The organism is Cryobacterium sp. Y50 (assembly GCF_002929805.1).
In the GTDB taxonomy this organism is placed as follows: domain Bacteria; phylum Actinomycetota; class Actinomycetes; order Actinomycetales; family Microbacteriaceae; genus Cryobacterium.
Genome location: NZ_PJJM01000104.1, coordinates 70661 through 96225 on the forward strand (window position 1 = coordinate 70661; position 25565 = coordinate 96225).

General features: G+C 64.7%; 27 protein-coding genes and 1 pseudogene. 20 read left to right on the forward strand and 8 right to left on the reverse strand.

All coding sequences use genetic code 11. The features are described 5' to 3' along the window. Positions 1-6 precede the first annotated feature (6 nt). From CXY73_RS19210 to csrA, 10 genes are read left to right on the forward strand one after another with little or no spacing between them, the layout of a single operon-like run. A complete protein-coding gene (locus tag CXY73_RS19210; RefSeq protein WP_104139014.1) occupies positions 7-936 on the forward strand; it encodes a flagellar motor switch protein FliM in 930 nt (309 codons plus the stop codon). Further along, positions 933-1637 (forward strand): flagellar motor switch protein FliN, encoded by a 705-nt coding sequence (fliN, locus tag CXY73_RS19215; RefSeq protein WP_104139017.1) that lies wholly within the window; start codon positions 933-935, stop codon positions 1635-1637. The genes CXY73_RS19210 and fliN overlap by 4 nt, the downstream gene beginning before the upstream one ends. Before the next feature lie 3 nt (positions 1638-1640). Further along, entirely contained in the window at positions 1641-2156 is a 516-nt protein-coding gene (locus tag CXY73_RS19220; RefSeq protein WP_104139020.1) for a flagellar biosynthetic protein FliO, read from the forward strand. Beyond that, positions 2153-3022 carry a flagellar type III secretion system pore protein FliP gene (gene fliP, locus CXY73_RS19225; RefSeq protein ID WP_233198476.1) on the forward strand — a complete coding sequence of 290 codons (870 nt, stop codon included), beginning with the start codon at positions 2153-2155 and terminating at the stop codon, positions 3020-3022. Before CXY73_RS19220 ends, fliP begins: the two co-directional genes overlap by 4 nt. Continuing rightward, complete coding sequence (gene fliQ / locus CXY73_RS19230; protein ID WP_104139023.1) at positions 3019-3294, forward strand: flagellar biosynthesis protein FliQ; 276 nt, start codon at positions 3019-3021, stop codon at positions 3292-3294. The genes fliP and fliQ overlap by 4 nt, the downstream gene beginning before the upstream one ends. Beyond that, positions 3295-4053 carry a flagellar biosynthetic protein FliR gene (locus tag CXY73_RS19235; protein ID WP_104178635.1) on the forward strand — a complete coding sequence of 253 codons (759 nt, stop codon included), beginning with the start codon at positions 3295-3297 and terminating at the stop codon, positions 4051-4053. After that, entirely contained in the window at positions 4054-5235 is a 1182-nt protein-coding gene (locus CXY73_RS19240) for a flagellar biosynthesis protein FlhB (RefSeq protein ID WP_104178636.1), read from the forward strand. It begins immediately after the preceding gene. Position 5236: 1 nt separating this feature from the next. Next, complete coding sequence (locus CXY73_RS19245) at positions 5237-7288, forward strand: flagellar biosynthesis protein FlhA (protein ID WP_104178637.1); 2052 nt, start codon at positions 5237-5239, stop codon at positions 7286-7288. Then, on the forward strand, positions 7263-8210 hold the full coding sequence (locus tag CXY73_RS19250) for a hypothetical protein (RefSeq protein ID WP_146071824.1): 948 nt from the start codon (positions 7263-7265) through the stop codon (positions 8208-8210). The genes CXY73_RS19245 and CXY73_RS19250 overlap by 26 nt, the downstream gene beginning before the upstream one ends. A 16-nt stretch (positions 8211-8226) precedes the next feature. Beyond that, entirely contained in the window at positions 8227-8595 is a 369-nt protein-coding gene (gene csrA / locus CXY73_RS19255; protein ID WP_104178639.1) for a carbon storage regulator CsrA, read from the forward strand. 16 nt (positions 8596-8611) lie between these two features. Here the strand turns inward: csrA and CXY73_RS19260 are convergent, their stop codons facing one another. Genes CXY73_RS19260 through CXY73_RS19290 form a run of 7 tightly spaced genes read right to left on the reverse strand, consistent with a single transcriptional unit; the run spans position 8612 to position 14210 of the window. Continuing rightward, entirely contained in the window at positions 8612-8989 is a 378-nt protein-coding gene (locus CXY73_RS19260) for an RNA-binding S4 domain-containing protein (protein WP_104178640.1), read from the reverse strand. A gap of 29 nt (positions 8990-9018) precedes the next feature. Next, complete coding sequence (locus CXY73_RS19265) at positions 9019-9918, reverse strand: prenyltransferase (protein WP_104178641.1); 900 nt, start codon at positions 9916-9918, stop codon at positions 9019-9021. Further along, positions 9911-10231 carry a lycopene cyclase domain-containing protein gene (locus tag CXY73_RS19270; RefSeq protein WP_104139052.1) on the reverse strand — a complete coding sequence of 107 codons (321 nt, stop codon included), beginning with the start codon at positions 10229-10231 and terminating at the stop codon, positions 9911-9913. Before CXY73_RS19270 ends, CXY73_RS19265 begins: the two co-directional genes overlap by 8 nt. Beyond that, entirely contained in the window at positions 10228-10551 is a 324-nt protein-coding gene (locus CXY73_RS19275; protein WP_104139055.1) for a lycopene cyclase domain-containing protein, read from the reverse strand. The genes CXY73_RS19270 and CXY73_RS19275 overlap by 4 nt, the downstream gene beginning before the upstream one ends. Positions 10552-10594: 43 nt before the next feature. Further along, positions 10595-12259 carry a phytoene desaturase family protein gene (gene crtI, locus CXY73_RS19280; RefSeq protein ID WP_104178642.1) on the reverse strand — a complete coding sequence of 555 codons (1665 nt, stop codon included), beginning with the start codon at positions 12257-12259 and terminating at the stop codon, positions 10595-10597. Next, positions 12256-13164, reverse strand: coding sequence for a squalene/phytoene synthase family protein (locus CXY73_RS19285; protein ID WP_104178643.1), 909 nt, complete (start codon positions 13162-13164; stop codon positions 12256-12258). Before CXY73_RS19285 ends, crtI begins: the two co-directional genes overlap by 4 nt. Then, positions 13164-14210 carry a polyprenyl synthetase family protein gene (locus CXY73_RS19290; RefSeq protein WP_158254168.1) on the reverse strand — a complete coding sequence of 349 codons (1047 nt, stop codon included), beginning with the start codon at positions 14208-14210 and terminating at the stop codon, positions 13164-13166. Before CXY73_RS19290 ends, CXY73_RS19285 begins: the two co-directional genes overlap by 1 nt. A gap of 214 nt (positions 14211-14424) precedes the next feature. On the opposite strand from CXY73_RS19290, the gene CXY73_RS19295 reads away from it, so the two are divergent. The 7 genes and pseudogenes from CXY73_RS19295 to CXY73_RS19325 all read left to right on the forward strand — a co-directional run bounded on the left by CXY73_RS19295 (position 14425) and on the right by CXY73_RS19325 (position 19066). Continuing rightward, positions 14425-14979 (forward strand): MarR family winged helix-turn-helix transcriptional regulator, encoded by a 555-nt coding sequence (locus tag CXY73_RS19295; protein WP_104139067.1) that lies wholly within the window; start codon positions 14425-14427, stop codon positions 14977-14979. Positions 14980-15033: 54 nt separating this feature from the next. Beyond that, complete coding sequence (locus CXY73_RS19300) at positions 15034-15585, forward strand: adenine phosphoribosyltransferase (RefSeq protein ID WP_233198477.1); 552 nt, start codon at positions 15034-15036, stop codon at positions 15583-15585. 79 nt (positions 15586-15664) lie between these two features. Next, positions 15665-16171, forward strand: a pseudogene (locus tag CXY73_RS19305) (NUDIX domain-containing protein); the annotation flags it as partial. A gap of 91 nt (positions 16172-16262) precedes the next feature. Beyond that, positions 16263-16859, forward strand: a complete 597-nt coding sequence (locus CXY73_RS19310) for a CDP-alcohol phosphatidyltransferase family protein (protein ID WP_104139401.1) — start codon at positions 16263-16265, stop codon at positions 16857-16859. Positions 16860-17049: 190 nt separating this feature from the next. Continuing rightward, positions 17050-17484, forward strand: coding sequence for an FHA domain-containing protein (locus tag CXY73_RS19315; RefSeq protein WP_104139404.1), 435 nt, complete (start codon positions 17050-17052; stop codon positions 17482-17484). Between the two features lie 29 nt (positions 17485-17513). Further along, complete coding sequence (locus CXY73_RS19320; protein ID WP_104178694.1) at positions 17514-18206, forward strand: MerR family transcriptional regulator; 693 nt, start codon at positions 17514-17516, stop codon at positions 18204-18206. A gap of 308 nt (positions 18207-18514) precedes the next feature. Next, the gene (locus CXY73_RS19325) at positions 18515-19066 is read left to right on the forward strand and encodes a MerR family transcriptional regulator (protein ID WP_104139078.1); all 552 of its coding nucleotides are present in this window, start codon (positions 18515-18517) and stop codon (positions 19064-19066) included. Positions 19067-19113: 47 nt separating this feature from the next. Here the strand turns inward: CXY73_RS19325 and CXY73_RS19330 are convergent, their stop codons facing one another. Further along, positions 19114-19926: a ParA family protein gene (locus tag CXY73_RS19330; RefSeq protein WP_104139081.1), complete on the reverse strand. Its 813-nt coding sequence runs from the start codon at positions 19924-19926 to the stop codon at positions 19114-19116. A 78-nt stretch (positions 19927-20004) separates the two neighbouring features. On the opposite strand from CXY73_RS19330, the gene CXY73_RS19335 reads away from it, so the two are divergent. The 3 genes from CXY73_RS19335 to CXY73_RS19345 all read left to right on the forward strand — a co-directional run bounded on the left by CXY73_RS19335 (position 20005) and on the right by CXY73_RS19345 (position 25425). Next, complete coding sequence (locus CXY73_RS19335) at positions 20005-23409, forward strand: pyruvate carboxylase (RefSeq protein ID WP_104139083.1); 3405 nt, start codon at positions 20005-20007, stop codon at positions 23407-23409. Between the two features lie 35 nt (positions 23410-23444). Next, positions 23445-24839 (forward strand): MinD/ParA family protein, encoded by a 1395-nt coding sequence (locus CXY73_RS19340; protein WP_233198478.1) that lies wholly within the window; start codon positions 23445-23447, stop codon positions 24837-24839. Positions 24840-24933: 94 nt separating this feature from the next. After that, positions 24934-25425: a peptide deformylase gene (locus CXY73_RS19345; protein ID WP_104139086.1), complete on the forward strand. Its 492-nt coding sequence runs from the start codon at positions 24934-24936 to the stop codon at positions 25423-25425. Positions 25426-25565: the final 140 nt, after the last annotated feature.

Consider the following 25565-nt stretch of genomic DNA (forward strand, 5'->3'; position numbering starts at 1 on the left):
ACGCCCATGACCGATAGTGCAAACGTGACGGTCCAGGAACAGATTCAAACAGGTGCGCCTATTAGAGCGGCCAAGTCGGTGGAGTTGTATGACTTTCGCCGGCCGACGACATTGGCGCGCGATCATGCCCGCGTCCTTGAACTCGCCTTCGAGACATTTGCCCGCCAGTGGGGCACTCAGATCACCGCACGGGTTCGTGCGCTCTGCACGATCACCTGTGATCAGGTGCTGATGCAGACCTACGACGAATATGCCGGATCCCTGCCGTCCAAAACGGCCATGGTGCTCTGCACGATCGCCGCGCTGGAGGCCAGGTCGGTCATTCAACTGCCGACAGTGACCGGACTGACCTGGGTGAACCACATGCTTGGCGGCAACGGTTCCCAGGTGATTCCGGCCGAGCGCAACTTCACCCCGATCGAACTCGCACTCATGCGCCAGATGATGACCGAGGCGCTCGAAGATCTGCGCTACTCATTCGGCCCGCTGCTGGTCAACGACTTCGCCGTCGAGGGTATCCAGTACAACTCGCAGTTCGCCCAGGCTGCGGCCCCGGCCGACCTGATGATCGTTGCGACCTTCTCGATTCGTATCGAACGCAACACGACAACGGCGACACTGGCCATCCCCGCCGCGGCACTCATGCCGCAGATGGGGGAGGCCAACCCGGTGCGCATCACCACGAACTCGGCCGAATACCTGCAGGCACAGCTCGCTGCCGTTCCGGTCGATGTCGCACTTCGGCTGACCCCGGCTCGAGTGTTGCCCAGCAGAATTCTCTCCCTCATGGTCGGCGACGTGCTCCCCATCCCGCACCCTAAGCATCGCCCGCTTGATCTCGCCGTCGGAGGCCAAGCCCTGGCCCGGGCCGCCGTCGGAGCCAACGGCTCCCGCCTCGCCTGCATCGTCATCGACACCGAAGAAAGCACCTCATGATCTCCAACCAGTCAGTCTCCGAAGCCGCCGTCGACGCACTGCTGCGCGTTCTCCCCACGGCCGTGCCTCTGCACGCCACCGTGCACAGTGGCAGCGCCGCCCTGACCGCCAGGTTCGGCTCCAGTGTGGTGGCCTCCTTCGTCGGGTCCAGCTCAGCCGACCTGGCCGTCGTACTCATGGATGCGTCCTCGCTCGACGCCGCGTCCGGCGCTGCTCCATCTCTCGTCTCCAGCCAGGACGTGCTACGGCCCGCGCTGGAGAGCGCGGCGAGCGTGCTCGGCATCGGTGTGCTCGGCGATTCCCGCGTCGAAGACGCCTCCGCTCTGTTCCTCGCCGACGACACCCAGGTATTCGAGCTCAGCGCCGGCGGCGTCGTGACCGGCTGGTTCGCGATTCGGCTGCGCTCCAACGGCACCATCGGCGGGGGAACGGCCACCATCAACAAGGCCGTGCTCGGCAACCTCGGCCGCATCAACAACGTCGAAATGACCCTGACCGTGGAGATCGGCCGCACCCGCATGGCCGTTCGTGACGTACTCTCGCTCGAACCCGGTGCGGTCATTGAACTGGACCGTTCCGCCGGCGCCCCCGCCGACATTCTGCTCAATGGTCGTCTCATCGCCCATGGCGAAATCGTTGTCGTCGACCAGGACTACGCCGTACGCATCACCCAGATTCTCGACGTCGTCGAAGGCTTGTAATACATGGACACCCTCATCGTCGCCCTGCGGGTCGTCCTCTCGCTCGGCGTGGTGTTCGGGCTGCTCTGGTACCTGCAGCGTCGCCTGGTCCAGGGCGGTCGAGCCAAGCTCTCCGCAAACCTCGTCACCGTCGTCGGCCGCGCCAACGTCGGCCAGAAGGCATCCGTAGTTGTCGTCGACGTTGACGGCCAACGTCTCATTCTTGGCGTCACCGAGCACGCCGTCAGCGTGCTGCACGGCAGCCCCGCCTCCATCGACGATGTCAGTGAAGCGGATGCCGCCGCCACGCTCACCGAGACCACTACCGTCCCAGCTCAGTCACCAGCCGAATCCTCCGCCACCATTTTCGCCCGATCCCTCGATTCGGCCGCGTCGGATGACACCTCGACCCTCGCATTCCGCCCGCGTCGCACGGGAACACCGGCACCGAAAACCACACCTCCCTCACGCCTGGCCGGCTCGATCCTGTCCCCGGCCACCTGGACCCAGACTGCCGCCGCCCTTCGGAACGGCCGGTGAGCGCCGTACTCTCGCGGTCGACCAACCGCGGCAACGTCGCGCGCGTCGGCATCCTGATTCTCTTCGCCATCGTGATCACGGCCGTCTTCCTCTGGCTCGGCGCTCACCCGTCCCACGCCGTGACGGTCGACCCGACCGCACCGACCGCACCGACCGACCCGACCGACCCGACCAACCCCGACGACAACGGCGGCGGCGGCCTGAGCGTCGACATCAACGGCCCCAACGGCGCGCCGTCCTCGGCCATCGTCACCCTGCTCGGAATTACGTTGCTCTCGGTCGCCCCGGCGTTACTGCTCATGATGACGAGTTTCACCAAGATCTTCGTCGTACTCGCGATGACCCGCAACGCCCTGGCCCTGCCGTCGATCCCGCCGAACCAGGTGCTCGCTGGACTGGCTCTGTTCCTGTCGCTGTTCATCATGTCGCCGGTGCTCACCGACATCAACAGCGTCGCCCTGCAGCCCTACCTCGACGGCACCATGACCTTCACCGATGCCCTCAACCTCGGCTCCGAGCCGCTGCGGCAATTCATGTTGGCCAACACCCGCGGTGAAGACCTCGCGCTAATGACCAGGGCGGCCGACCAGCCGAACCCGGACAACCCCGATGACGTGACCCTGTTGACGCTCATCCCGGCGTTCATGATCTCCGAGCTGCGCGCTGCCTTCATCATCGGCTTCGTCATCTTCATCCCGTTCCTGGTCATCGACATCGTGGTCTCGGCCGCTCTCATGTCTATGGGCATGATGATGCTCCCACCGGTCATGATCTCGCTGCCTTTCAAAATTTTGCTGTTCATTCTCGTCGACGGTTGGGGGCTCATCATCACCTCGCTCATCGGCAGTTATCAGATGGTCACATGAATACCAATGCGGTTCTCGACATCGGCCTGCAGGCCCTCATTCTCGCCGCCAAGCTATCGGCGCCGATGCTCATCACCGCGCTGGTCGTCGGCTTCGCCATCTCGCTGCTGCAGTCGATCACCCAGATCCAGGAAGTCACCCTCTCCTTCGTGCCCAAGGCCATCGCGGTCTCCTTCGCGCTGCTGATCTGCGGGCACTGGATGATTGCAGAGTCCATAGCCTTCACCAACCAGATGTTTGAGAAGATCCCCTCCCTCCTCGGGGGTGGCTGAGTGGAATTCGTTCTCAACTACGCCTGGATCGAAGCGGTCATGCTGTCCGGTGTGCGCATGGTGGCGTTCATCGTCATTGCGCCGCCGTTCTCCTACAACGCGATTCCGTTGCGCATTAAAGGGATGCTCGCGGTCGCGTTCGCCCTGGCCATGTCCTCGCGCGTCGCCGATGGCTACGTGTCGCAGAACACGGCGGGCTTCATGGGCGCCCTCGTGCTCGAAATCGTGGTTGGCGCGTTGCTCGGCTTTCTGGTCTACCTCGTCTTCGCCGCCGTGCAGTCCGCCGGTGGCCTCATCGACATGTTCAGCGGATTCCAGATGGCCCAGGGCTTCGACCCTCAGGCCATGGTCAACGGCGCCCAGTTCACCCGACTGTTTCAGATGACCGCCCTCGCCCTCATGTTCGCCTCCGGCGCCTACCAACTCATCATCGGCGGCCTCGCCCGCAGCTTCACCGCTATTCCGCTCGGCGGCGGCATCGACTTCGCCGACCCTGCGCAGACGCTCGTCGCGGCCGTCACCCAAATGTTCCTCGCGTCCGTGCAGATCGCCGGCCCGCTGCTCGTGGTGCTTTTTCTAGCGGATGCCGGCCTCGGCTTGCTCACGCGCGTCGCCCCGGCGCTCAACGCCTTCGCCCTCGGCTTTCCGCTCAAGATTCTCATCACCCTGACCCTCGCGGCGACCGTGTTCGTTGCCCTCCCGCAGATCGTGTCCTCGCTCACCGGCGAGGCGCTCGATGCACTCATGGGGGTGCAATAAATGGCTGAGGACTCCGGCGAAAAGACCGAACTAGCCACCCCCAAGCGCATGAAGGAGGTGCGCGAAAAGGGGCAGCTCTCCAAATCTCAGGACATCACGGCTTGGCTTGGCGTCGGCGCGGCCGCCCTCATGCTACCCACCACGATCGAGCGGGGCGCGGCAGCGGGCACCGACCAGATGTTCATGATCGGCACCCTCGCGGCCACCCCGAACACCGACGTGGCCGTGCAGGCGCTCGGCAGCGGGCTGGTCTCGATGGCCGAGGTGCTGACCCCGTTCTTCGTCGTGGTCCTGGTGGTCGTGCTCGGCGGAGCAGCGCTGCAGGGCGGCATCCACTTTAAGAAGTTCACGGGAAAATACGAGCAGTTCAACGTCATCACCGGCATGAAGCGGGTATTCGGCGGCCAGGCACTGTGGGAAGGCGTCAAGGTTCTGGCCAAGACCGCCGTCGTCGGCTTCGTGCTGTACATGGTCATTCAGGGCCTTATGCCGGTGCTGATGACTGCGGGCGGACTCCCCGTGTCGGAGCTTATGAAAGCAGCGTCGGACGGCGCGGCAGCACTCCTGCAGGCCGCCGTCGTTGCCGGTCTCGTGCTTGCCGCCGCCGACGTCTTCGTGGTCATGCGGCGCAACCGCAAGAAAACCCGTATGTCCGTGAAAGAGGTCAAGGATGAGAGCAAGGCCGCCGAGGGCGACCCGCTGATCAAATCCCAGCGTCGGTCTCGTCAGATCATGATGAGCCGCAACCGTATGATTTCTGCGGTAGCGGATGCTGATGTCGTGTTGGTCAACCCGACTCACGTTGCCGTCGCGCTCAAGTACGAACCGGGCCGGTCAGCGCCGCGGGTTGTCGCCAAGGGACTCGGCCACGTGGCCGCCCGCATCCGTGAGCAGGCCGACACCGACCGGGTGCCGATCGTGCAGGACATCCCCCTGGCCAGGGCCCTGCACGCGGCCTGCGAGATCGGTGAGGAGATTCCCGCCGATATGTACAACGCTGTGGCCCGAGTGCTTGCCTTCGTGATGGCCCTGAAAGCCCGCGGCAGTACCGGGGCCGGCGTACACACCATGTCCTCGCCGTTCGGCGGCGCCCGCCCGATGCCCTCAAGCCAAACTCAGACCAACCAGACTCAGACCAACCAGACTCAGACCAACCAGACTCAGACAGCCGGAGGCCGTTGACGTGAATAAGAACCTCGCAAAACTCGCCGTTCCAGTCGGCGTGGTCGGCATCATTTTGCTGTTGGTCGTCCCCATCCCGGCGATTCTGCTCGACATTCTGATCATCGTCAACATCATGCTCGGCCTGGTCACCCTGCTCACGACCATGTTCGTCAAGAAGCCCCTGGAATTCTCGGTCTTCCCGTCGCTGCTGCTCGTGGCGACCCTGTTTCGACTCGGTCTCAACGTCGCATCCACCCGTCTGGTGCTCGGCGACGCGTACGCCGGGCAGGTTATCGAGGCCTTCGGTCACGTCGCCGTCGGCGGCTCGATCATCATCGGCTCGGTCATCTTTCTCATCCTCGTGGTCATTCAGTTCGTCGTGGTCACCAAGGGTGCTGAGCGCGTCGCCGAGGTCGGTGCCCGATTCACCCTCGATGCCATGCCGGGCAAGCAGATGGCGATCGACGCCGACCTGAGTGCCGGCCTGATCACCGATGCCGAGGCCAAGGCCCGCCGCGCCGAGGTCTCCGCCGAAGCCGACTTCTACGGCGCCATGGATGGCGCATCGAAGTTCGTCAAGGGTGACGCCATCGCCGGCCTCATCATCATCATCATCAACCTGGTCGGTGGCATCGCTATCGGCATGCTGCAGCGCGGCATGGAAATCGGCGACGCCCTCAACACCTATGCGCTGCTCACCATCGGTGACGGCCTGGTCACCCAGATTCCCGCACTCCTGATGGCCGTCTCCACCGGCATGATCGTCACCCGGTCCAATGCAGAGACCGACATCGGGTCGACGGCATCCGCTCAGCTGACACAGTCGCGCGTGGCCCTGGTCATCGCCGGCGGCGCTGCCATTCTGATGGCGATCATTCCCGGCATGCCGGTGCTGCCGTTTCTGATCGTCGGTGGAACCCTCATCGTGGTGGCGCAGCGACTGAAGGTGCGTGAGGCGAGTACCGTCGCCACTGCGGCCGCGAGTGAAGCGGCAGAGAAGAGCGTGGCCAAGACCGACACGACCGAGGACTTAATCGAGCAAATGCGGGTGCATGCGCTGGAGATTATGCTCGCCCCTGACCTCGTCGATATCGTCTCGGGAGCCTCGGACGACCTGCTCGCCCGGGTGCGCGGCCTGCGGCGCAAAATCGCCATGGACCTCGGCGTTGTCGTGCCGCCGGTGCGCACCAGGGACAGCGTCGACCTGCCCTCGTCAACCTATGTCATTCGCATCGCCGGCGTCGAATACGGCCGTGGAATTGCCCCGGCCGGCAAAGTGCTCGCGCTCGGTGACTTTCTCGACACCCTGCCCGGCGTCGAAACCGTGGAGCCCGTCTTCGGACTGTCCGGCAAATGGGTGCCGAGCGAGATGCGGCACAGCGCCGAGATGACCGGCGCCACCGTGATCGACCGGGTGTCCGTCGTGGTGACCCACCTGTCCTCGATCATCACGATCAATGCGGCCCGGCTGCTCACCCGCGAAGACGTACGGGTGCTCACCGACGGCGTCAAGCAGGTCAACCCTTCATCGGTCGACGATCTGATTCCCGGCCTGCTGTCCCTCGCCGAGGTGCAGCGGGTACTCCAGGGACTGCTGATCGAGCAGATCCCCATCAACGACCTGCCCCGCATCTACGAGGCCCTGTCCCTGCGCGCAAAAACCTCGAACGACCCGGAAGGCCTGATCGAGGCCGCCCGCATGGCCCTCGGACCGGCGCTGACCGCGCAATACCTCGACGGCGCCGTGCTGCGCGTGATCATGATCGAGCCGACTCTGGAGCAAAGCATGCTCGAGGGAATGCGCCCCTCCGATCAGGGAACCCAGATACTCATGGACCCGGCCCGCATCGAAACTGTGCTCTCCTCGGTGCGAGCCTCGGTGGCCACGGTCGAAGCGAGCGGAGTGTCGGCCGTGCTGGTCTGCGCTCCAGCACTGCGCCCAGCCATCCGCCGGCTGGTCTCCACCCAGACCGGCGGACTTCCGGTGCTGTCTTACCAGGAAGTCACCTCCGCGAACGTCACCATTGAGACGGTAGGTGTGGTTCGTGGAACCGACTCGATTTCTGCTTGAGGGAGCGACCATGCGCGAGGTGCAGGAGCGGGTCCTGCTCGTGCACGGTCGGCACGCGGTCATCATCGCGGCCGAACGGGTCACCGTCGGTGGCATTCGCGGCTTCTTCGCGCGCCAACACTATGAGGTCACCGTCGAGGTGCCCGCGCCGGAATCGCAACGACGCTCGGCCCATTCCGGGCTCGATCTGAACAAGCGCCTCGGAATCGCCGCGCTGCTCGACGACGCCGACGATGCCGAATACGAAATCGCCCGCACCGGCCCGCAGCTGTCAACGGCTTCGGACGGCTTCGCGGCCCTCATGGACGAGCTGACCTTTGCGACGACGCGTCCGTCAGCGATGCCGGCCAGCGCCGAGTACGCGGGCGGCGGGCCCCCGTCAGCGCCCGGTCCCAGCCTGGTCAGCACCCTCCCGGTTCCCGCGCCGCTCACTCGACCGGGCGATCTCGTACTGATTCTCGGGCTTGGTGAGGACCCGTTCACCATTGCGCGCCTGATGCAACGGCTCGCCGGGGGTGGTGATGTGTTGGCCAGCGGTACCGTCGTCGGTCCCGATCGAGTGGATGACCGGCGCAGCGCTCGCGCGGCCCGTGCCCGCGGGGTCGAAACGGGCTGCAGCGCCTTCATCGCTTTCGGCATCGACCCGGCCTCCGACGCGGAGGCCCGTGCAGCCGACCTCGAGGCGATCGGCGCCGACCAGATCTGGGTCGTTGTGGACGCCGGACGCAAGAGCGAGGACAGCACGCGCTGGGTGAACATGGTCAACGCGGTCGTTCCGATCGACGCCGTCGCGGCCATCGGCCGACACTTCACGACCACACCGACCTCCGTTGAATCGTTCGGGCTTCCCGTGGAATGGATGGACGGCCGCGTAACCGCGCCGCCGAGTGGACGACGGGCGGCACGTCCGGGGCAGGCCTAAAGGATAGGCTTGAACAATGCTGGTCCTGACACGCAAACCCGGGGAGAAAATCCTCATCGGTGACGACATCGTCGTCACCGTGCTTGACGCGCGCGGAGACAGCGTGCGCATCGGAATCGACGCCCCGCGCGGGGTGAAGATTCAACGCGACGAGGTGCTGCGTGCAGTCATCGAAGCCAACATGGCGGCGAGCCACGTCGACGCGAACGCCGAGGACCGCATCAAACGCTCGCTCGGCATGCTCGCTGCCCTGCAATCGGCGCAGTCACATCAGTCCCAGGCTGAGGCGCGACCCAAGCCGCCGCAACCCCAGGCCGTTCCCGCAGCCGCCGCCACACCCGTGGCAGCCCAGCCACCGGTTCCGCAGCCGCCCGCGCAGCCGTAGCCGTAGGCTCTGCGGGTCACTCGGTGCTGTGCCCGCGCAGCTCGTCGATTTCCCGGCGTTCGCGCTTGGTCGGTCGCCCCGCACCGCGATCGCGCATCGGCACCAGAGCGACCTCCTCGCGCGGCGGTGGCGGGGGAGTGTGGTCGACGTAGCACTCGGCGGCGACCACTGCCCCGACCCGCTTGACCACGAGGCGCGACACGATCAGCACCCGGTCGAACCCGGCCGTGCGCACGCGCACCTCATCGCCGACATGCAGCGCCTGCGCGGCCTTGGCCTTGTCACCGTTGACCTTGACGTGTCCCGCGCGGCAAGCAGTCGTGGCCATGGAACGCGTCTTGAACAGGCGAACGCCCCAGCTCCAGCTGTCGACTCGGGCAGAAGTAAGCTCCATCACAAGACTCTACCTGGCTTCGGCCTGCGTCACGCGGCCAGCCTGATGGAATAGATCAGCAGCATGGTCACGAGAAATCCGCTCAGAAAATTGAGCCGGAGAAAACGCTTCCAGCCTCGGTTGGCGCGGCCCGACTTGGCATCACTGACCGTCCAAAACGGCCGAGCAGCGAGAATATACGGCACGACGAGCACAACGGCCAGCGGCCCGGGCCAGGGTGTGAACAGCAAAAGCAGGCCGGCCAGAGCCCAGAAGGTGATCGCGAGGCGCACCGTCGGCCAGGCACCGAGTGCCGTCGCGATCGACGCGATTCCGGCGTGGCGATCGGGTTCGACGTCCTGCACGGCGCCGAAGGCATGGCTGGCCAAACCCCACAGAAAAAACGCCGCAAGCAGGGCCAGCAATCCAGGAGTGATCGTGGCGCCGGCCACGACGAGGCCGTAGACGGCCGGGCTGACGAAGTGCGTGCTCGAGGTGATCGAATCCAGAATGGGGCGTTCCTTGAACCGCAGTCCGCGCACCGAGTAGGCGACGACGGCGAACAGGCTCCCGGCGAGGACCACCCAGGACAACGGATGCTCCGCGCGCGCCAGCAGCACCATCGCCGCCCCCACAATCCCCACGCTCACTACGCCGGCGCCAATAACCAGGTGATGCAGAGCTGGGTGCAGCAGGGCCCCCTCCGCGCCGCCCTTCCGAGGATTGCGCAGATCGGACTCGTAGTCGAAAACATCGTTGATGCCGTACATCAGCAAGTTGTACGGAACGAGAAAGAACAGGGTACCCACGATCAGCAGTGCGTCGATGCGCCCGGTGGTCACGATATAGGCCGCGGCAAACGGAAAAGCGGTATTGATCCAGCTGAGCGGGCGCGACGACAGCACCACCTGACGGGTCTTCCATGACACCGTGCCGAGCTGCTCAGTCATCCGTTCGTCCTATCTTGGTACGGCCCAGGAGAACCCACAGTGCAGGCAGCAAAATCGCGGCGGCGAGTGGGTAGGCAAAATCTTCGATCGGAGCGAGACCAACGAACAGACCCGAAATGTGCGCCGGGTCGTAGCTGAAGAGTCCAGCCCCGATCATCAGGTTATCGAAAACGGCCGTGAGTAGCAGGGTCAACACGAGGGCCAACGTCACGGACAGCACGAATCGGCCGCAAATCAACCGGCGCGCCAGCGCCAGCACAGCAATCGCGGCGGCCGCTGCCAGAAAGATCGTGTTCAGGATGAGATAGGTCACGCGCGGGTTCGCCGCTGCAGAACGAGCTGAGCCCCCCGCACCAGATTCATGGTCAGATAGCAGAGAAAGGTGAGAAAGACGAGCTCCTCGAGCGGTAGTTCCGGTGCCAGCTGCAGCCCGGTCATCAGGGTGGTTTCTCCGCGGTAGAAGATGCCCAGGCCGATGCCGAACAGGTCCCAGGTCAGAAAAAACAGTACGCCGATGCCGAGCACGAGCGCGGCTCGAACGGGTGAGTGCCAGAAGAACAGCCGAAACCGCCAGTCCAGTACGACCATTCCGCCGAGCGAGACCAGCAGGGTGAGCAGGTACAGCAGGGTCACGAAACGACAATCACTATTGTCCCGTCATGACCGCATTGTGCCGTCATGACTGCTGCGGCTCGGACTGCACCGGGTCGCCGGAAGCGCCGGCCGGTCCAAAAACCCCGGCGGGGCGCACTGGACGTGCGGGCAGCGGTTCGGCGAGTGGTCCCGTGGTCGTGTCGTGACGCATCCGCTTGAGCAGAATTTCGGCACTGATCAGGCACATTGGCAATCCAATTCCGGGAATGGTTGTGCCGCCGGCGTAGTACAGCCCCGAGATCTTCTTGGACATGTTCGACCCGCGCAGAAAGGCGCTCTGTCGCAGGGTGTGCGCGGGGCCGAGGGCGCCGCCCTTCCAACTGTTCAGGTCAGTGGCGAAGTCGGCCGGGCCGACGGTGCGGCGTACAACGACCCGGTCGGCCAGGTCGGGGATTCCGGCCCAGCGCGAGATCTGCTCGATGGCGGCATCGGCGATCAGCTCGATCGTCTGCGAGCCGGCGCCGTTGATGCCGCCGTGGCCGAGGGTCACATCGGGCGGTACCGGCACCAGCACGAACAGGTTGCTGCTTCCGGCCGGGGCCACCGAATTGTCGGTGGCGCTCGGCATGCAGACGTAGAGTGAGGCCGGTGACGGCACCGAGGGGCGCTTGCCGAAAATTTGCCCGAAGTTCTTGCCCCAGTCCGTGGTGAAGAACAGTGAGTGGTGCTGCAGCTGGGGGAGTTCATCGGTTACGCCGAGCATGACCAGCACGGCCCCGGGGCCCGACACCCGCTTGTCCCACCAGCGCTGGGGATAGGTTTGCAGTTCGGCCGGTACCAGCTCGGTCTCCGTGTGGTGCAGGTCAGCCGACGACACGACAGTGTCGGCGGGCAGGTACTGCATCTGGTCCCCGGCGTCCAGGTAGCTCACCCCGGCGATGGCCTTGTGATCGCTGACTCGAATCGCGGTGACGCGCGCGCCGGTGACGATCTGCACGCCCTCGACGCGGGCGAGCGCGGAAATACTGTCGATCAGGGTTTCGAAACCGCCCTGTGGGTAGAGCACGCCGTCGGCCAGGTCGAGATGACTCATGAGGTGGTACATCGACGGTGTCAGGTTCGGCGCCGATCCGAGAAAGACTGCAGGATAACCGAGAATCTGTCGCAGTCGGGGGTCGCTGACATAGCCGGCGACAAACTTATTCAGCGGTTGCAGCAGCAGGCGGGCCAGCCGTCCGAGCCGCCGCAGTACGTCGGGTACCAGAAACGGGCGAAACGATTCGTAGCTGGAGTACAGAAAGCGCTGCACGGCCAGGTCGTAGGTCTCGGTGGCCGAGTCAAGATAGCGGCCGAGCGCCGCCCCGGCTCCCGGTTGCAGCTTTTCAAATAAGCGCATGTTGGCGGCGCGGCCAGCGAGAATATCCACCGGCGTCGGGTCCCCTTCAAAATGCACCCGATAGCCGGGGTTCAGTTTGACAAGGTCGAGTTGCTCGGCCGCCGTGGTGCCGAACAGGCGATAGAAATGCTCGAACACCTCGGGCATGAGGTACCACGACGGCCCGGTGTCGAAGCGAAAACCGTCGGTGCTCCACACGCCAGCCCGCCCGCCGAGCTCAGCACGGGCCTCGAGCAGCGTCACCTCATGGCCCTCGCGAGCGAGCAGCGCTGCGCTCGCGAGGCCGGCGATACCACCGCCGATCACGATCGTGCGGGTTCGCCCGGTTCTCGTGCGGGCTGCGCCGGTCATCGCTTCCACGCGCCGGGTCCGAGGCTGGCGGTCAGAGCAATCACGAATTTCTCCCCATCCGGCACCCGAACGCGGGCACGCAGTAATTGATCGGCCGGTGTCGACCGTAGCCGATTCGACAATCGGGTGAATAGGCCCTGAGCTGCGGCCACGGCGCGCCGGCAACCGGCGGGCAGCAAGGGCAGCACGGCGCTGGCGATCAAAAGGTCGACATCGATGTCGTCGAGGATCGCATTCTTCTGTTGGTCACTGAGGTTCAGCGGGTCGATTCCCGGAAAGTAGTTGCGGCCGAGCAACTCCCGATCGCAGGACAGGTCGCGCAGAAAGTTGATCTTCTGAAAGGCCGCGCCGAGATGGCGCGCACCGTCTTCGAGCACGCCGACTTCGGCTGCAGTGCGTGGTGAATGCTGCAGAAAACAGCGCAGGCACATGAGTCCGATCACCTCGGCCGAGCCGTAGATGTAGTTTGCGACACCCTCGGCGGTGAACGGTGCCGGGTCGAGATCCCGGCGCATCGACGCAAAGAAGGGGGCAATCAGGCTGGAGTCGATGCCCGATTGGCGGGCCGTCGCGGCAAAGGCGTGCACGACCAGGTTCGTGCTGTAGCCGCGCACGATCGCCCGCTCGGTCTCGAGTTCGAGCTCGTCGAGCAGCTGCCGCTGTTCCTCGGTGGAGACTCCCGCTTCGGCGGCGGCTCCGTCTACGATCTCGTCGGCGATGCGCACGAGGGCGTAGATGGTGCGCACCGGCGTGCGCACCCGGGTGTCAAGCAGTCGGGCGGCCAGTCCGAACGAGGTGGAATAGTGCCCGATGACCGTCGTCGAACTCGCCCGGGCCGTCTCGGCGTACTTATTCAGGTTGGTGGTCGTACTGCCGGTTCGAACCGACGCCCGCAACGGGCTCATCAGCGTGCCCGATTCACGGCGGCCTCGGCGAGTTCAATCAGGCTGGCGCGCAGCTCGGCCGGAATGATCGCGGGGTCGAGGGCCTCGACGGCCAGTCGGGAGTGGTCGTAGGCCAGGCCTTCGGCCGCTTCTTTCGCTCCGCAGGCGCGCAGATGTTCCCTGGCGCGCTCGGCTTCGTCGTCGTTCAGGTCGATCTTACCGAGATAGGGTGCGATCAGCGACCAGCTGGCGGTGCTGCCGGCGTGGGCGATCAGAGCCGTCTGCTTGCCCTCGCGCAGGTCGGCCGTCACGCTCTTGCCGGTTTTCAGCGGGTCGCCGAAGACGCCGAGCAGATCGTCGGTGAGTTGGAAGGCTACTCCAACGAGGCGTCCGTAGCGGCCGAGAATGCGAATCGCGTCGTCCCCGGCCCCGGCCAGTACCGCTCCGGCCTGCAACGGGGCTTCGAAGGAATACACGGCGGTCTTATTCTCCAGGGTGGTGATGACCTCGGTCACGGTGAGCGGATGCCGAGCCGAGCTGTTGGTGACATCGGCCAGCTCCCCGGCGGCCGAGACGAAAACCGCCCGGTCGAGCAGGTCGAGCAGACGCAGCCGGGTGGGGACATCGACCGGCAGCTTCGCCAGTGCGCGGTGGGCCTCGCTCAGGGCGAGGTCGCCGGCGAGAATTGCCGCCGCCGTAGCCCAGACCCCGGCCTGATCGGCCGCCGCGCCGTGGGCGAGCGCGCGGTCATTGAAACGACCCGCAATGTTGGCCACCCCGCGGCGGGCTAGGTCGCGGTCGATGACGTCGTCATGAATGAGGAAGGCCGTGTGCAGCAGCTCGAAGCTGACCGCTACCGGAGCAACGAGACCTTGATCGCGCCCGCCGAAACCGGCATACGCCGCCAGAACCAGAGCCGGACGCACCCGCTTGCCGCCGCTGCTGGCCTGTGCCAGGGAATCCCAGAGGGCGACGTAGTGCTCGCCGTAGTCACTCGCTCGCAGGCGAGCGGCGGCGAAGAATCGAGCCAGCTCAATTTCCACTCCGGCCGGAACCGTGTCAAGCATGAACATTGTCCACACGTCGTACCTGGACCGGCAGTGGTGACACTGACCGGTTGGGCTGGTTTGCCGTGCCGCCGTACTTGTGCGCATCAGTAAGCAGAATTTCGTGTTTATTCAAAGTAGTGGCGGTGTGCACGTGTGCCCTCCTTCTTGCGTCAACCCGATCCTTGCACGAATAACTAACCAAGTTAGCGACAACTGACGTTAGCATGGTCACATGGCCCAAGATGAGAGTAGCCTTCCACAACATGGGGCGTACTGGTATGACCTCGAGAATCAGGGTGTACCTTCCGCGACCGAGGTTCTGCGGGCCGTGCGTCGGTTTCGGGTAGCCGATGCCGCCATGCGTCATCGTGCGCAGGCCGAGATGAACGTCAACGAAACCGATCTGATGGCGCTGCGTCATCTCATCGCCTGCGAACGGCAGGACCGGGTCGCCAGTCCAAAGGATCTCAGCGAATTCCTGAACATCTCCTCGGCGGCAACGGCAAAACTTCTCGCAAGATTGTCGGCATCCGGTCATATTCGCCGCGAGGTGAACCCGGCAGACGCGCGCGCGCAGCGGCTGTTCGCCACGCAGTCGTCGCACCAGGAGATGCGCGACTCGCTCGCTGTCACCCACGAGCAGATGATGCGGGTCGCCCTGGAGCTCACCGGCGACCAGCAGATCGCCGTCGTACACTTTCTGGATTCGATGAGCGCGATAGCGGCGGTGCCGCGCGCTCCGAAGGTATCTGCCGAAGAACTGGCCCCGGAGCGCTCGAAACCCTGACCCAGGCCGCGATGTCTGCGTACGGCTGCGGGCAGCGCCGCTTAAGATGAATCAGTGACTCACTTTTCTGTGCCCACTTCGCCGTCCCCCGCCGCCAGCTACGTCGAGGCGCTGCTGGCTTCGTATCCCGATTTTCCCCAGCCTGGCATCGTGTTCCGCGATCTGAACCCGGTTTTCGCTGATGCCCGCGCCTTCCGCGCGATCGTCGATGACCTCGCCGATCAGCATCGCGGCCAGTTCGATGCCGTGGCCGGCATTGAGGCGCGCGGTTTTCTCCTGGCGGCCGCTGTCGGGTACGCAGCGCGCACATCCGTTTTGGCCGTGCGTAAGGGCGGCAAACTGCCCGGTACCGTGCTGACCGAGGAATATGACCTCGAGTACGGCTCGGCACGCCTGGAACTCGAGGTCGGCCAGTTGCCCGCCGGTACCCGCGTCTTGATCCTCGACGACGTGTTGGCCACGGGAGGCACCATCGCCGCGACGAGCCGACTGATCGAACGGGCCGGCTACACCGTCTCCGGTGTCGGCGTCGTGCTCGAACTGACCGATTTGCACGGTCGCGAACGTCTGGGCACGGCTCCGATGCACGCCATCATGTCGGTCTAGGGCCCGAGAATCCACCGACAGCGTAAATTCGTCGGCCGCCTGAATTCGTTTTGGGGTCGCAGACGGGCATGCTTAGAGCATGACTGACGGTTCTGACGTGTCTGGTCCGGCTGCAGCCGGTGTGCCTCGGCTTCCCGTGAATCGGGACAGCGGCGACGCCTGGGTCTACAGTCCGGACGGCCGTAAGTATTGGGGCCGATTCGGGGCGGCCGGTTTGCTCGTGCATCATCCCGACCGTGGGGTGTTACTTCAGCATCGCGCGGTGTGGAGCCATTTTGGTGATACCTGGGGACTACCCGGTGGCGCCCGTCACGAGAACGAAACCGCGCTCGACGCGGCGCTGCGCGAAGCGCGGGAAGAAGCGGGCGTTCCGGCCGACCTCGTCATTCTAAAATTCACCTCGCGCTTGGACCTGGGCTTTTGGTCGTATACGACCGTCGTCGTCGAAGCCACCGAGGTGTTTGAGCCGGTGATCAGCGATCTGGAGAGCATTGCCCTGCGCTGGGTACCCGCCGACGCCGTTGACCTGCTTGCGCTGCATCCCGGTTTCGCTGCCAGCTGGCCAGCCCTGCGAGCGCGACTGAGCTGACCGCACAGTCGGGCACGTAGCGTGTCTTGCCGTGCAGTCCCGGTCGGGCGCTCGATAGACTGCGTATGTGACAGGCCCAGTGAACGGCATGGTGAGCGATCGGGTCTTGACCCTGCCCAACATGCTCAGTTTTTTGCGTCTCCTGCTCGTACCCGTGTTCCTGGTATTGCTGGCTCAGGGAGAAGATGCCTGGGCGCTCGTCGTGCTCAGCATCTCCAGTTTCACGGACTGGCTGGACGGCTTCCTGGCCCGCCGCTGGAACCAGATCACCCGCCTCGGCCAGTTACTGGACCCGGCCGCCGACCGCCTCTATATTTTCGCTGCGTTAATCGGTCTGGCGTGGCGCGACCTCGTGCCGTGGTGGATCGTGCTCGTCGTGGTGGGTCGCGATGTGTTTCTCCTGGCACTGGGAATCATCCTCGCGAACTTCGGCTTCGGTCCGCTCCCGGTACACCAACTGGGCAAGGTCGCCACTTTTTGCCTGTTCTACGCCCTGCCGATGATCATGCTGGGGCAGGCATTTCCGCAGCTGGCATGGTGGTCGCAGCCGGTGGGATGGGCCTTCGGAATCTGGGGCGTTTTTCTGTACTGGTGGGCCGGCATTATCTACGCCATTGAAGCGATGCGAGTGATTCGACTTTCGAGGGTCTCCGAGGGTGTATCTTCCGATACGCTGGAACGATAGGAGGTGCATGATGGTCGATTTATCCGGTAGCAATAATTGCGAGAAACAGAACGATCCCGTGCCCCCAGATCAGCCAAAGAACCCGACGACAGGCGAAGCAATGCCCAGCAAGGCGCAGTCCACCCCAGCATCGTCCAACGGCGAGGTGCCCATCGACGCGGTGTCCGGCGAGACGACGACGGTGCACGACATGCTCAGCACCGATACGACGATGAATTTCAGCCAGGAGTTCGCCGTTCAGATCGCGTCGATTGACTCCAACGTGACCGCAGAGGAGCAGGAGTCGATCGCAGCGTTGCCGTCGGGCTCTGCGCTCATGGTGGTTCGTCGTGGCCCGAATGCCGGAGCCCGCTTTCTGCTGGATGCCGACCTTACGAGTGTCGGCCGGCACCCCAACGCTGACATTTTTCTAGACGATGTCACAGTGTCCCGCCGCCACGCCGAATTCCTGCGCAACGGCACCGGGTTCACCGTCAAAGACCTCGGTTCGCTCAACGGCACCTATTACGAGGGGGAGCGCATTGAAACGGCTCGCCTCACCGACGGTGCCGAGGTGCAGGTCGGTAAATTCCGCCTGACCTTCTACGCCTCGCGCCTTGACCTCGCCCGCACGGCGAGCGAATAGTGGCGGCAAGCGCCGCTCAGACTCGGCCCGTGTCGGCGGCGAAGGCGCAGTCCCCGAGCTCCGCGCCGTTGCTGAGCATCGGCCAGGTCCTGGCGCGGCTCACCCCGGAATTCGCTGATCTCACCCCGTCCAAGCTTCGCTTTCTCGAGGAGCAGGGTTTGGTTTCCCCGGCGCGCACCGAATCGGGCTATCGCAAGTTCTGCACGGGCGACGTGGATCGGTTACGGCTGATTTTGTCCATGCAGCGCGATCACTACCTGCCGTTGAAAGTCATCCGTTCTTATCTGGACGATCTGGACGCCGGTCTATCGCCGGTGCTGCCGGGCGGAACGGCCCCGGGGCCGTCGATGCTCGGCACCGTGCGCCGGCTCTCCCGGGAAGATCTCCTGCGTGAGGCGGGGTCCTCGGCGACCCTGCTGCACGATGCCGTCTCGGCGTCGATCATTTTGCCCGCTGATTACTACGGCGAGGGGGCGCTGAACGTGCTGCGTGCTCTCGTGGAGTTGCAACGAAGTGGCATCGAACCGCGCCACCTGCGTGGCTTCCGTGGGGCCGCTGAGCGTGAGCTGGGGCTGATTGAGAGTGCCTTGGTGCCTCTGGCTCGACGTAAAGACGCCTCGAGCCGGGCAAAAGCTGCCGAAATGGCGGTAGAAATCGCCGGGCAGCTTGAAGTGATTCGGGGCAGTCTGATTCGCTCAGCTCTGGGCCGACTGACCAAGTAGGTCCTAGACTGGCACAGGCACAAACCGTCGTGAAGTCGGTTCGACGCCGTCGCTTTGGCGCCTTCGTCGGTGTCTGTCGCCGACACGCCAAACCTATTGCGCGAATGTCAGGCACCAAGGCACCCCACCTCGGTACCGTAGTTAGAGCGACCCACAGCAGGACCTCGTCGCAGCACCAGCTGTACGGCACCAACCTTCAGCACTAATTTTTCACTAGTTCTTTCTGCACCAATTCCGCACCACAGTGAGTCAGAGCGTCACCGCCAGCTGAATCACCGCACCAGGTAAATCCCCGAGAGGCAACCCATATGAGTGAGCTCAAGCCTGATGCTGACGCCTCGCGTTACTCGTTAGGACTGCTGTTCACCGATGGCATGCCCGAGCTTGATGAGAACTCCGGCTACCGCGGTGCTATCGCTGCGCGTGCTGCCGGTATCAGCTACCGCCAGCTCGACTATTGGGCCCGCACCGGCCTGGTCGAGCCAACAGTGCGTGGGGCGGCCGGATCCGGCTCCCAGCGTCTCTACGGCTTTCGCGACATCCTCGTGCTCAAACTCGTCAAACGCCTGCTCGATACCGGCATCTCGTTGCAGCAGATTCGCACCGCCGTCAACCAGCTGCGCGAATCGGGCATCAGCGATCTCGCCGAGACCACGCTCATGAGCGATGGCGCGAGTGTCTACCTCTGCACCTCCAACGACGAGGTCATCGACCTGGTCAGCCGCGGTCAGGGCGTCTTCGGCATCGCCGTCGGCAAGGTGCTCCGCGAGGTCGAGACCAGCCTGGTCGAACTCGACATGCAGCCGGTCGACCCCGCCGACGAGCTAGCAGCCCGTCGCAGCACCCGCAAAATTTCCTAGCAGCCCAGGCACGGAGCCACTGGCTCGCAGCGCGTGGCGCGAAAATTCTAGTGCGCCGGAACCTCGGCATACTCGCCGATGCGCGCTGTGCGCAGCACCCGGTCGAGAAGTTGGTCGAAGTAGCCCGCCATTTCGAGGGCACTGTCACCGGGCCAGATGTGCAGCGGCTTCGCAGCGCCCTGCGCCTGCTGTAGGGAGGTGCGCTCGGGCAAGTGCGGGCTGAGCACGAGCGGCCCGAACATGTCGCGCAGCTCCTTGATTCGAAACTGGTGCTCGAGCGACGCCGCGCGGGCCCGGTTCACGATGATTCCGAGCGGCTGCAACCGCGGGCTCAGCCCACGTCGAATTTCTTCGATCGCGCGCAGCGCCCGGTCAGCCGCAGCGACCGAGAACAGACCGGGCTCGGTCACAACCGCGACCCGGTCGCTCGCGGCCCATGCGGTACGCGTGAGGGCATTGAGCGACGGCGCACAGTCGATGAGCACGAGCTCGTAGTCCTTCTCGATCGTCGAGAGTGCTTCCTCGAGTTTCCAGATATCACGGATGCTCGGGTGTGGCCCGTCGAAATTGATGGCCGAAGGGCTGCCGATCATGACATCAATCGTGCCTGGACGATTCCGCGTCCAACCGCTGGGCGCAATCGCGGCCCGAACGGTCTTTTCCTTCGGCGAACTGAGCACATCGGCAACGTTGAGGTGACCGGCAACCTGAATATCCATTCCGGTGGAAACATCAGACTGCGGATCGAGATCCACGACCAGTGTTCGCACGCCGCGGGCGAAGGCTGCAGAAGCCAGACCAAGGGTCACCGTGGTCTTTCCTACGCCTCCCTTGAGGGAGCTAACGCTGAGTACGTGCATGAGTACCAAGGTTACCTTCACTAGTGTTAGAGAACCTAACCGTTAGCTGTGCGCCCCGTACGCCCTCGAAAGGCTTGCATGTTTGAGAAAATCCTTGTTGCCAACCGCGGAGAGATTGCGATCCGTGCCATGCGCGCGGCTTACGAGCTCGGATCCAAGACCGTGGCGGTGTTTCCGTTCGAGGATCGGAACTCCTTGCACCGTCTGAAAGCGGATGAGGCGTATCAGATTGGCGAGACCGGGCATCCGGTTCGCGCGTACCTCGACGTAAGTGAGATCATCCGCGTCGCCAAGGAATCTGGCGCCGATGCTATCTACCCCGGTTATGGTTTTCTGTCGGAGAACCCGGAGCTGGCCGATGCCGCTGCCGCTGCCGGCATCACCTTCATCGGCCCCGGCGCCGACGTGCTCGAAATGGCCGGCAACAAGGTCACGGCGAAAGAACACGCCATCGCGGCCGGGGTTCCCGTGCTCAAGTCAACCCAGCCGTCGACCGACGTTGAACTGCTGATCAGCCAGGCCGATGAGATCGGCTTTCCCATCTTCGCCAAGGCCGTCGCGGGCGGTGGAGGGCGCGGCATGCGTCGCGTCGCCAAGAAGAGCGAGCTGCGTGGAGCACTGGAAGAGGCCATGCGCGAGGCCAACAGCGCCTTCGGCGACGCCACGATGTTTCTCGAGGCCGCAGTGCTTCGGCCCCGGCACATCGAGGTGCAGATTCTGGCGGATGCCTCCGGCGAGACCGTGCACCTGTTCGAGCGCGACTGCTCGGTGCAGCGCCGCCACCAAAAGGTCATCGAGATCGCTCCGGCGCCCAACCTGAGCGATGAGATTCGGGTCCAGCTCTACGCCGACGCCATCAAGTTCGCCCGCTCGATCGGCTACGTCAACGCCGGCACGGTCGAGTTTCTGCTCGACACCGTCGGGGAACGCGCTGGTCAGCACGTGTTCATCGAGATGAACCCGCGCATCCAGGTCGAGCACACCGTGACCGAAGAAGTCACCGATGTCGACCTCGTGCAAGCGCAGATTCGTATTGCTTCGGGGGAGACCCTCGCCGAGATCGGCCTGACCCAGGGCGAGATCCGCCTGCGCGGCGCAGCCCTGCAGTGCCGCATCACCACCGAAGACCCCGCGGCCGGGTTCCGGCCCGACACCGGCAAGATCACCACCTACCGGTCTCCCGGTGGCGCCGGCATCCGTTTGGATGGTGGCACGATCAACCCGGGAGCGCAGATCAGCCCGCACTTCGACTCGATGCTCGCCAAGCTCACCTGCCGCGGCCGCGACTATGCCGCCGCCGTCGTGCGGTCGAAGCGTGCGCTGGCCGAGTTCCGCATTCGCGGCGTCTCGACCAACATCTCGTTCTTGCAAGCCGTGCTCGACGACCCAGACTTCGCCGCCGGCGATCTGAGCACCTCGTTCATCGACGAGCGCCCGGAATTGTTGCGCGGCCGCGAGTCCAAGGACCGCGGCACCAAGATTCTCAAATGGCTGGCCGAGGTCACCGTCAACCAGCCCAACGGCGTGCCGCCGACCACGGTGCACCCACGCGATAAGCTGCCGCAGCTCGACCTGAGCCAGCCGGCGCCCGATGGCTCGCGCCAGAAGCTGCAGCTACTCGGCCCGACAAAGTTCGCCGCCTCCTTACGCGGCCAGACCGCGCTGGCCGTTACCGACACGACGTTCCGGGATGCCCACCAGTCGCTGCTCGCGACCCGGGTGCGCACCAAGGACCTTGTCGCAGTGGCCCCTTATGTGGCCCGGCTGACGCCGCAACTGCTGTCGGTCGAGGCGTGGGGCGGCGCCACCTACGACGTCGCATTGCGTTTTCTCGGCGAAGACCCATGGGAGCGCCTCGCAGCCCTGCGTGAAGCGCTTCCGAACATCAACCTGCAGATGCTGCTGCGCGGCCGCAACACCGTCGGTTACACGCCATATCCGACCGAGGTAACCGACGCGTTCGTGCGCGAGGCGACCGACACCGGCGTGGACATCTTTCGCATCTTCGACGCCCTCAACGACGTGTCGCAGATGCGTCCGGCGATCGATGCGGTGCTGAATACCGGCACCGCGCTGGCCGAGGTGGCCGTCTGCTACACCGGTGACCTGCTCGACCCGGCCGAGAACCTTTACACCCTCGACTACTACCTACGCCTGGCCGAGCAGATCGTCGACAGCGGCGCCCACGTCATCGGGATCAAGGATATGGCCGGGCTGCTCCGTCCGAGCGCTGCCGAGAAGCTCGTCGCCGCGTTCCGCGAACGCTTCGACCTGCCCGTGCACGTGCACACCCACGACACCCCGGGCGGCCAGCTCGCGACCCTGCTCGCCGCAGCGCGGGCCGGTGCGGATGCCGTGGACGTGGCATCCGCACCGATGGCCGGCACGACCAGCCAGCCGTCGGCATCCTCTCTCGTCGCCGCCCTCGCCCACACCGAACGCGATACCGGCATTTCGCTCAAGGCCACGACCGACCTCGAGCCGTACTGGGAAGCTGTGCGCACCCTGTACAGCCCCTTCGAATCGGGGCTCAGCGCCCCGACCGGCCGGGTGTACTCCCACGAGATCCCGGGCGGGCAGCTGTCGAACCTGCGCACCCAGGCCGTCGCTCTCGGCCTGGCCAACCACTTCGAACTAATCGAAGACATGTACACCGCCGCGAACACCATCCTCGGCCGGGTGCCCAAGGTCACGCCCTCGTCGAAGGTCGTCGGGGACCTCGCTCTCTACCTCGCCGCGGTGAAGGCCGACCCGGCCGACTTCGAAGCGAACCCGGGCAACTACGACGTGCCGGACTCCGTCATCGGATTCATGGCCGGCGAACTCGGCGACCTGCCAGGCGGCTGGCCAGAGCCGTTTCGCACCAAGGTACTCGCCGGACGTAACGTGCGCGTCGGCGTCACCGAAATCACCGACGGTGAACGTACTGCCCTCGATGCCGGAAGCGCCGAGCGTCGTGCAATGCTCAACCAGTTGCTGTTCCCGGCGCCGACTCGCCAGTTCGAACAGGTCAAGGAAACCTACGGCGATCTCTCCGTCGTTGACACCCACGACTACCTTTACGGCCTGCAGCAGGGCCACGAGCACGCCGTCGAGATAGCGAAGGGTGTGCGGCTCTACGTGGGCCTTGAAGCGATCGGTGAGGCCGACGACAAAGGCATGCGCACCGTCATGACCATTCTCAACGGCCAGCTGCGCCCGGTGTTCGTACGTGACACGAGCATCACCGTGCAGACCAAGGTCGCCGAGAAAGCGGATGCGAACCAGCCCGGCCAGATCGCCGCGCCCTTCTCCGGTGTGGTCACTTTGAAAGTCGAGGAGGGTACGCACGTTGAAGCCGGCCAGAGCGTCGCGTCGATCGAAGCGATGAAAATGGAAGCCGCGATCACCTCACCGATTGCCGGAACCATCGAGCGGGTCGCTATCCCGCTCACCCAGCAGGTCGATGCCGGCGATCTGCTCGTAACGGTGCGTCCACGCTAAGATTAGGGCCGTTATCGATCAGTTGAGGATGTACCGTGCCAGACAAACGTACTGACGACCAGAGCGCGCTCGCGCGCCCCGTGTCGGCCGCCGCCAAGCGAACCAGGGACGAGCATCGCGGTACCGATGACCGCGGTGTCGACAGGCGCAGTGACGAGTCTGGCATTACCGACAACAACGGCGACGAGTACCACAGCGAACTGCCACCGCACACGATCGACAACCTCGCTGCCTCCCTGCCCGAGAGTTTCAGCGTTTCCATCGACGTGCCCGCCGCCCCACGGCGGGCCGTCGCACCGGGGGGACCGAGCACCTCTGTCGAAAACGCCCGTGTCCTGCCGACGCCGGTCACCCACACCGTCGAAATCAACACGCCGGCCCCGGCCAGAGCTGCCGGCGCAAATTCCGCCATCGAATCGCTCTCCAGACCGGATGCCGCAGCGTCGGTTCGGCGCGATCGCATCCGCTCCGAAAACAGCTCAGCCCCCGAGTCGGCGGCCATGCTCACCTCGGATCGCCTGATCACCGTGAACCGTAAGACCCGCAAGGCGCCGCAGGGCGTCTGGCCGGAATTCATCTACGCGCTCTCGCTGCACCTGGTCAATCTCGGCGACTCGGCCAAGGTACGTGCGTACAAGGAGATGAACGAGCGCATTCGTCGCAAGTTCGAGGGCGGCACCCGGTTCGTGCCGATCCTCACTCGCAAGGGTGGCGTGGGCAAGACCACCGTCACGACGCTGCTCGGCATGGCTCTGGCCGACGCTCGCGACGACCGCATCATCGCGATCGACGCCAACCCCGACCGCGGAACGCTCTCCGAACGCGTGAGCAAGCAGACCCGTTCGACCGTGCGCGATGTCGTCTCAAAGGCGGCATCGATCGGCAACTTCACCGATTTCTCCGCGCTCGTCTCGCGCGATGAAACCCGCCTCGACATTCTTGCTTCGGACACGGACCCGCTGCTCTCCGAGGCCTTTGACGAGAACGACTACAACGTCGTCGCCGACCTGGCCGCCCGCTACTACTCGATTGCCCTCACGGACTGCGGCACCGGAATTGTGCACTCGGTCATGCGCGCCACCCTGCAGCGGGCCGACTCGATCGTCATCGTCTCCGGCGGAAGCGTCGACGAAGCGCGTTTGGCCTCCGAAACCCTGACCTGGCTCGAAGCGAACGGCTACGGCGACCTCGTGCGCAACGCAATTGTCGCGCTCAACACCGCCACGCAGGGCACGAACCTGGTGCGGCTCGAAGAGATCGAGTCGCACTTTCGCTCGCGGGTGCGCGAAATCGTGCGCATTCCCTACGACCCGCAGCTCGCCGCCGGCAGCGTAGTGTCCTACAAAGACCTGAAGCCGATCACCCGGCTGGCCGCGCGCACCCTGGCCGAGCTCGTCGTCGAGGGCCTGCCCGCCGACCGCAGCGCCTAGCGCTGCCGCTCGACCGGGGCACGCTGCATCCGTTCGAACTAGTCGTGCCCTCCTGCTCAACCTGCCCCATCCGCTCACCCCGAGGAGTGTCCCCGTGCCCGAACGTCAAATCCGTCTCTTCGGGGATCCGGTGCTGAAGACCGTATCCGACCCCATCGACGGAATCGACGACCGCGTGCGCGGTCTCGTGCGCGACCTCGTCGACAGCGTGCGCCTACCCGGCCGGGCAGGCGTCGCCGCCTCCCAGATCGGTGTCAACCTGCGCGCCTTCAGCTACAACGTCGACGGCGTCATCGGCTACATCCTCAACCCGATCATCGTCGAACTCTCCGGTGAACCCGACTTCGTCGACGAGGGCTGTCTGTCCGTTCCCGGCCTCTGGTACCCCACCAAGCGCTACCCCTTCGCGCGCGTGACCGGCATCGAACTCGACAATAACCCGGTCGAACTCTCCGGCACCGGCATCATGGCCCAGGCGCTGCAACACGAGACCGATCACCTCGACGGCTTTCTCTACATCGACCGTCTCGACAAGGAAAACCGTCGCGCCGCGATGAAAGAAATCCGCGGGTCTACCTGGTTCTAGCCCCTGACCGGAGCGTGACCATTCGGTGCTGAGCCGGCACGATCGAAGCTTTGTGCCGTCACGGAGATGAGGGAACGGGGAAGTGTTCCGCGGGTTTGCGAGTTCACGGTTTAAGCGTGGAAGGCAGTGCTTTTCTCGGA

Bases quoted from the DNA above. Each gene is read 5' to 3' on its own strand.
- CXY73_RS19210 (WP_104139014.1), top strand. From the start codon at position 7: ATGACCGATAGTGCAAACGTGACGGTCCAGGAACAGATTCAAACAGGT.
- fliN (WP_104139017.1), top strand. From the start codon at position 933: ATGATCTCCAACCAGTCAGTCTCCGAAGCCGCCGTCGACGCACTGCTG.
- CXY73_RS19220 (WP_104139020.1), top strand. From the start codon at position 1,641: ATGGACACCCTCATCGTCGCCCTGCGGGTCGTCCTCTCGCTCGGCGTG.
- fliQ (WP_104139023.1), top strand. From the start codon at position 3,019: ATGAATACCAATGCGGTTCTCGACATCGGCCTGCAGGCCCTCATTCTC.
- CXY73_RS19240 (WP_104178636.1), top strand. From the start codon at position 4,054: ATGGCTGAGGACTCCGGCGAAAAGACCGAACTAGCCACCCCCAAGCGC.
- csrA (WP_104178639.1), top strand. From the start codon at position 8,227: ATGCTGGTCCTGACACGCAAACCCGGGGAGAAAATCCTCATCGGTGAC.
- CXY73_RS19260 (WP_104178640.1), bottom strand. From the start codon at position 8,989: ATGGAGCTTACTTCTGCCCGAGTCGACAGCTGGAGCTGGGGCGTTCGC.
- CXY73_RS19265 (WP_104178641.1), bottom strand. From the start codon at position 9,918: ATGACTGAGCAGCTCGGCACGGTGTCATGGAAGACCCGTCAGGTGGTG.
- crtI (WP_104178642.1), bottom strand. From the start codon at position 12,259: ATGACCGGCGCAGCCCGCACGAGAACCGGGCGAACCCGCACGATCGTG.
- CXY73_RS19285 (WP_104178643.1), bottom strand. From the start codon at position 13,164: ATGAGCCCGTTGCGGGCGTCGGTTCGAACCGGCAGTACGACCACCAAC.
- CXY73_RS19290 (WP_158254168.1), bottom strand. From the start codon at position 14,210: ATGCTTGACACGGTTCCGGCCGGAGTGGAAATTGAGCTGGCTCGATTC.
- CXY73_RS19295 (WP_104139067.1), top strand. From the start codon at position 14,425: ATGGCCCAAGATGAGAGTAGCCTTCCACAACATGGGGCGTACTGGTAT.
- CXY73_RS19310 (WP_104139401.1), top strand. From the start codon at position 16,263: ATGGTGAGCGATCGGGTCTTGACCCTGCCCAACATGCTCAGTTTTTTG.
- CXY73_RS19315 (WP_104139404.1), top strand. From the start codon at position 17,050: ATGCTCAGCACCGATACGACGATGAATTTCAGCCAGGAGTTCGCCGTT.
- CXY73_RS19325 (WP_104139078.1), top strand. From the start codon at position 18,515: ATGAGTGAGCTCAAGCCTGATGCTGACGCCTCGCGTTACTCGTTAGGA.
- CXY73_RS19330 (WP_104139081.1), bottom strand. From the start codon at position 19,926: ATGCACGTACTCAGCGTTAGCTCCCTCAAGGGAGGCGTAGGAAAGACC.
- CXY73_RS19335 (WP_104139083.1), top strand. From the start codon at position 20,005: ATGTTTGAGAAAATCCTTGTTGCCAACCGCGGAGAGATTGCGATCCGT.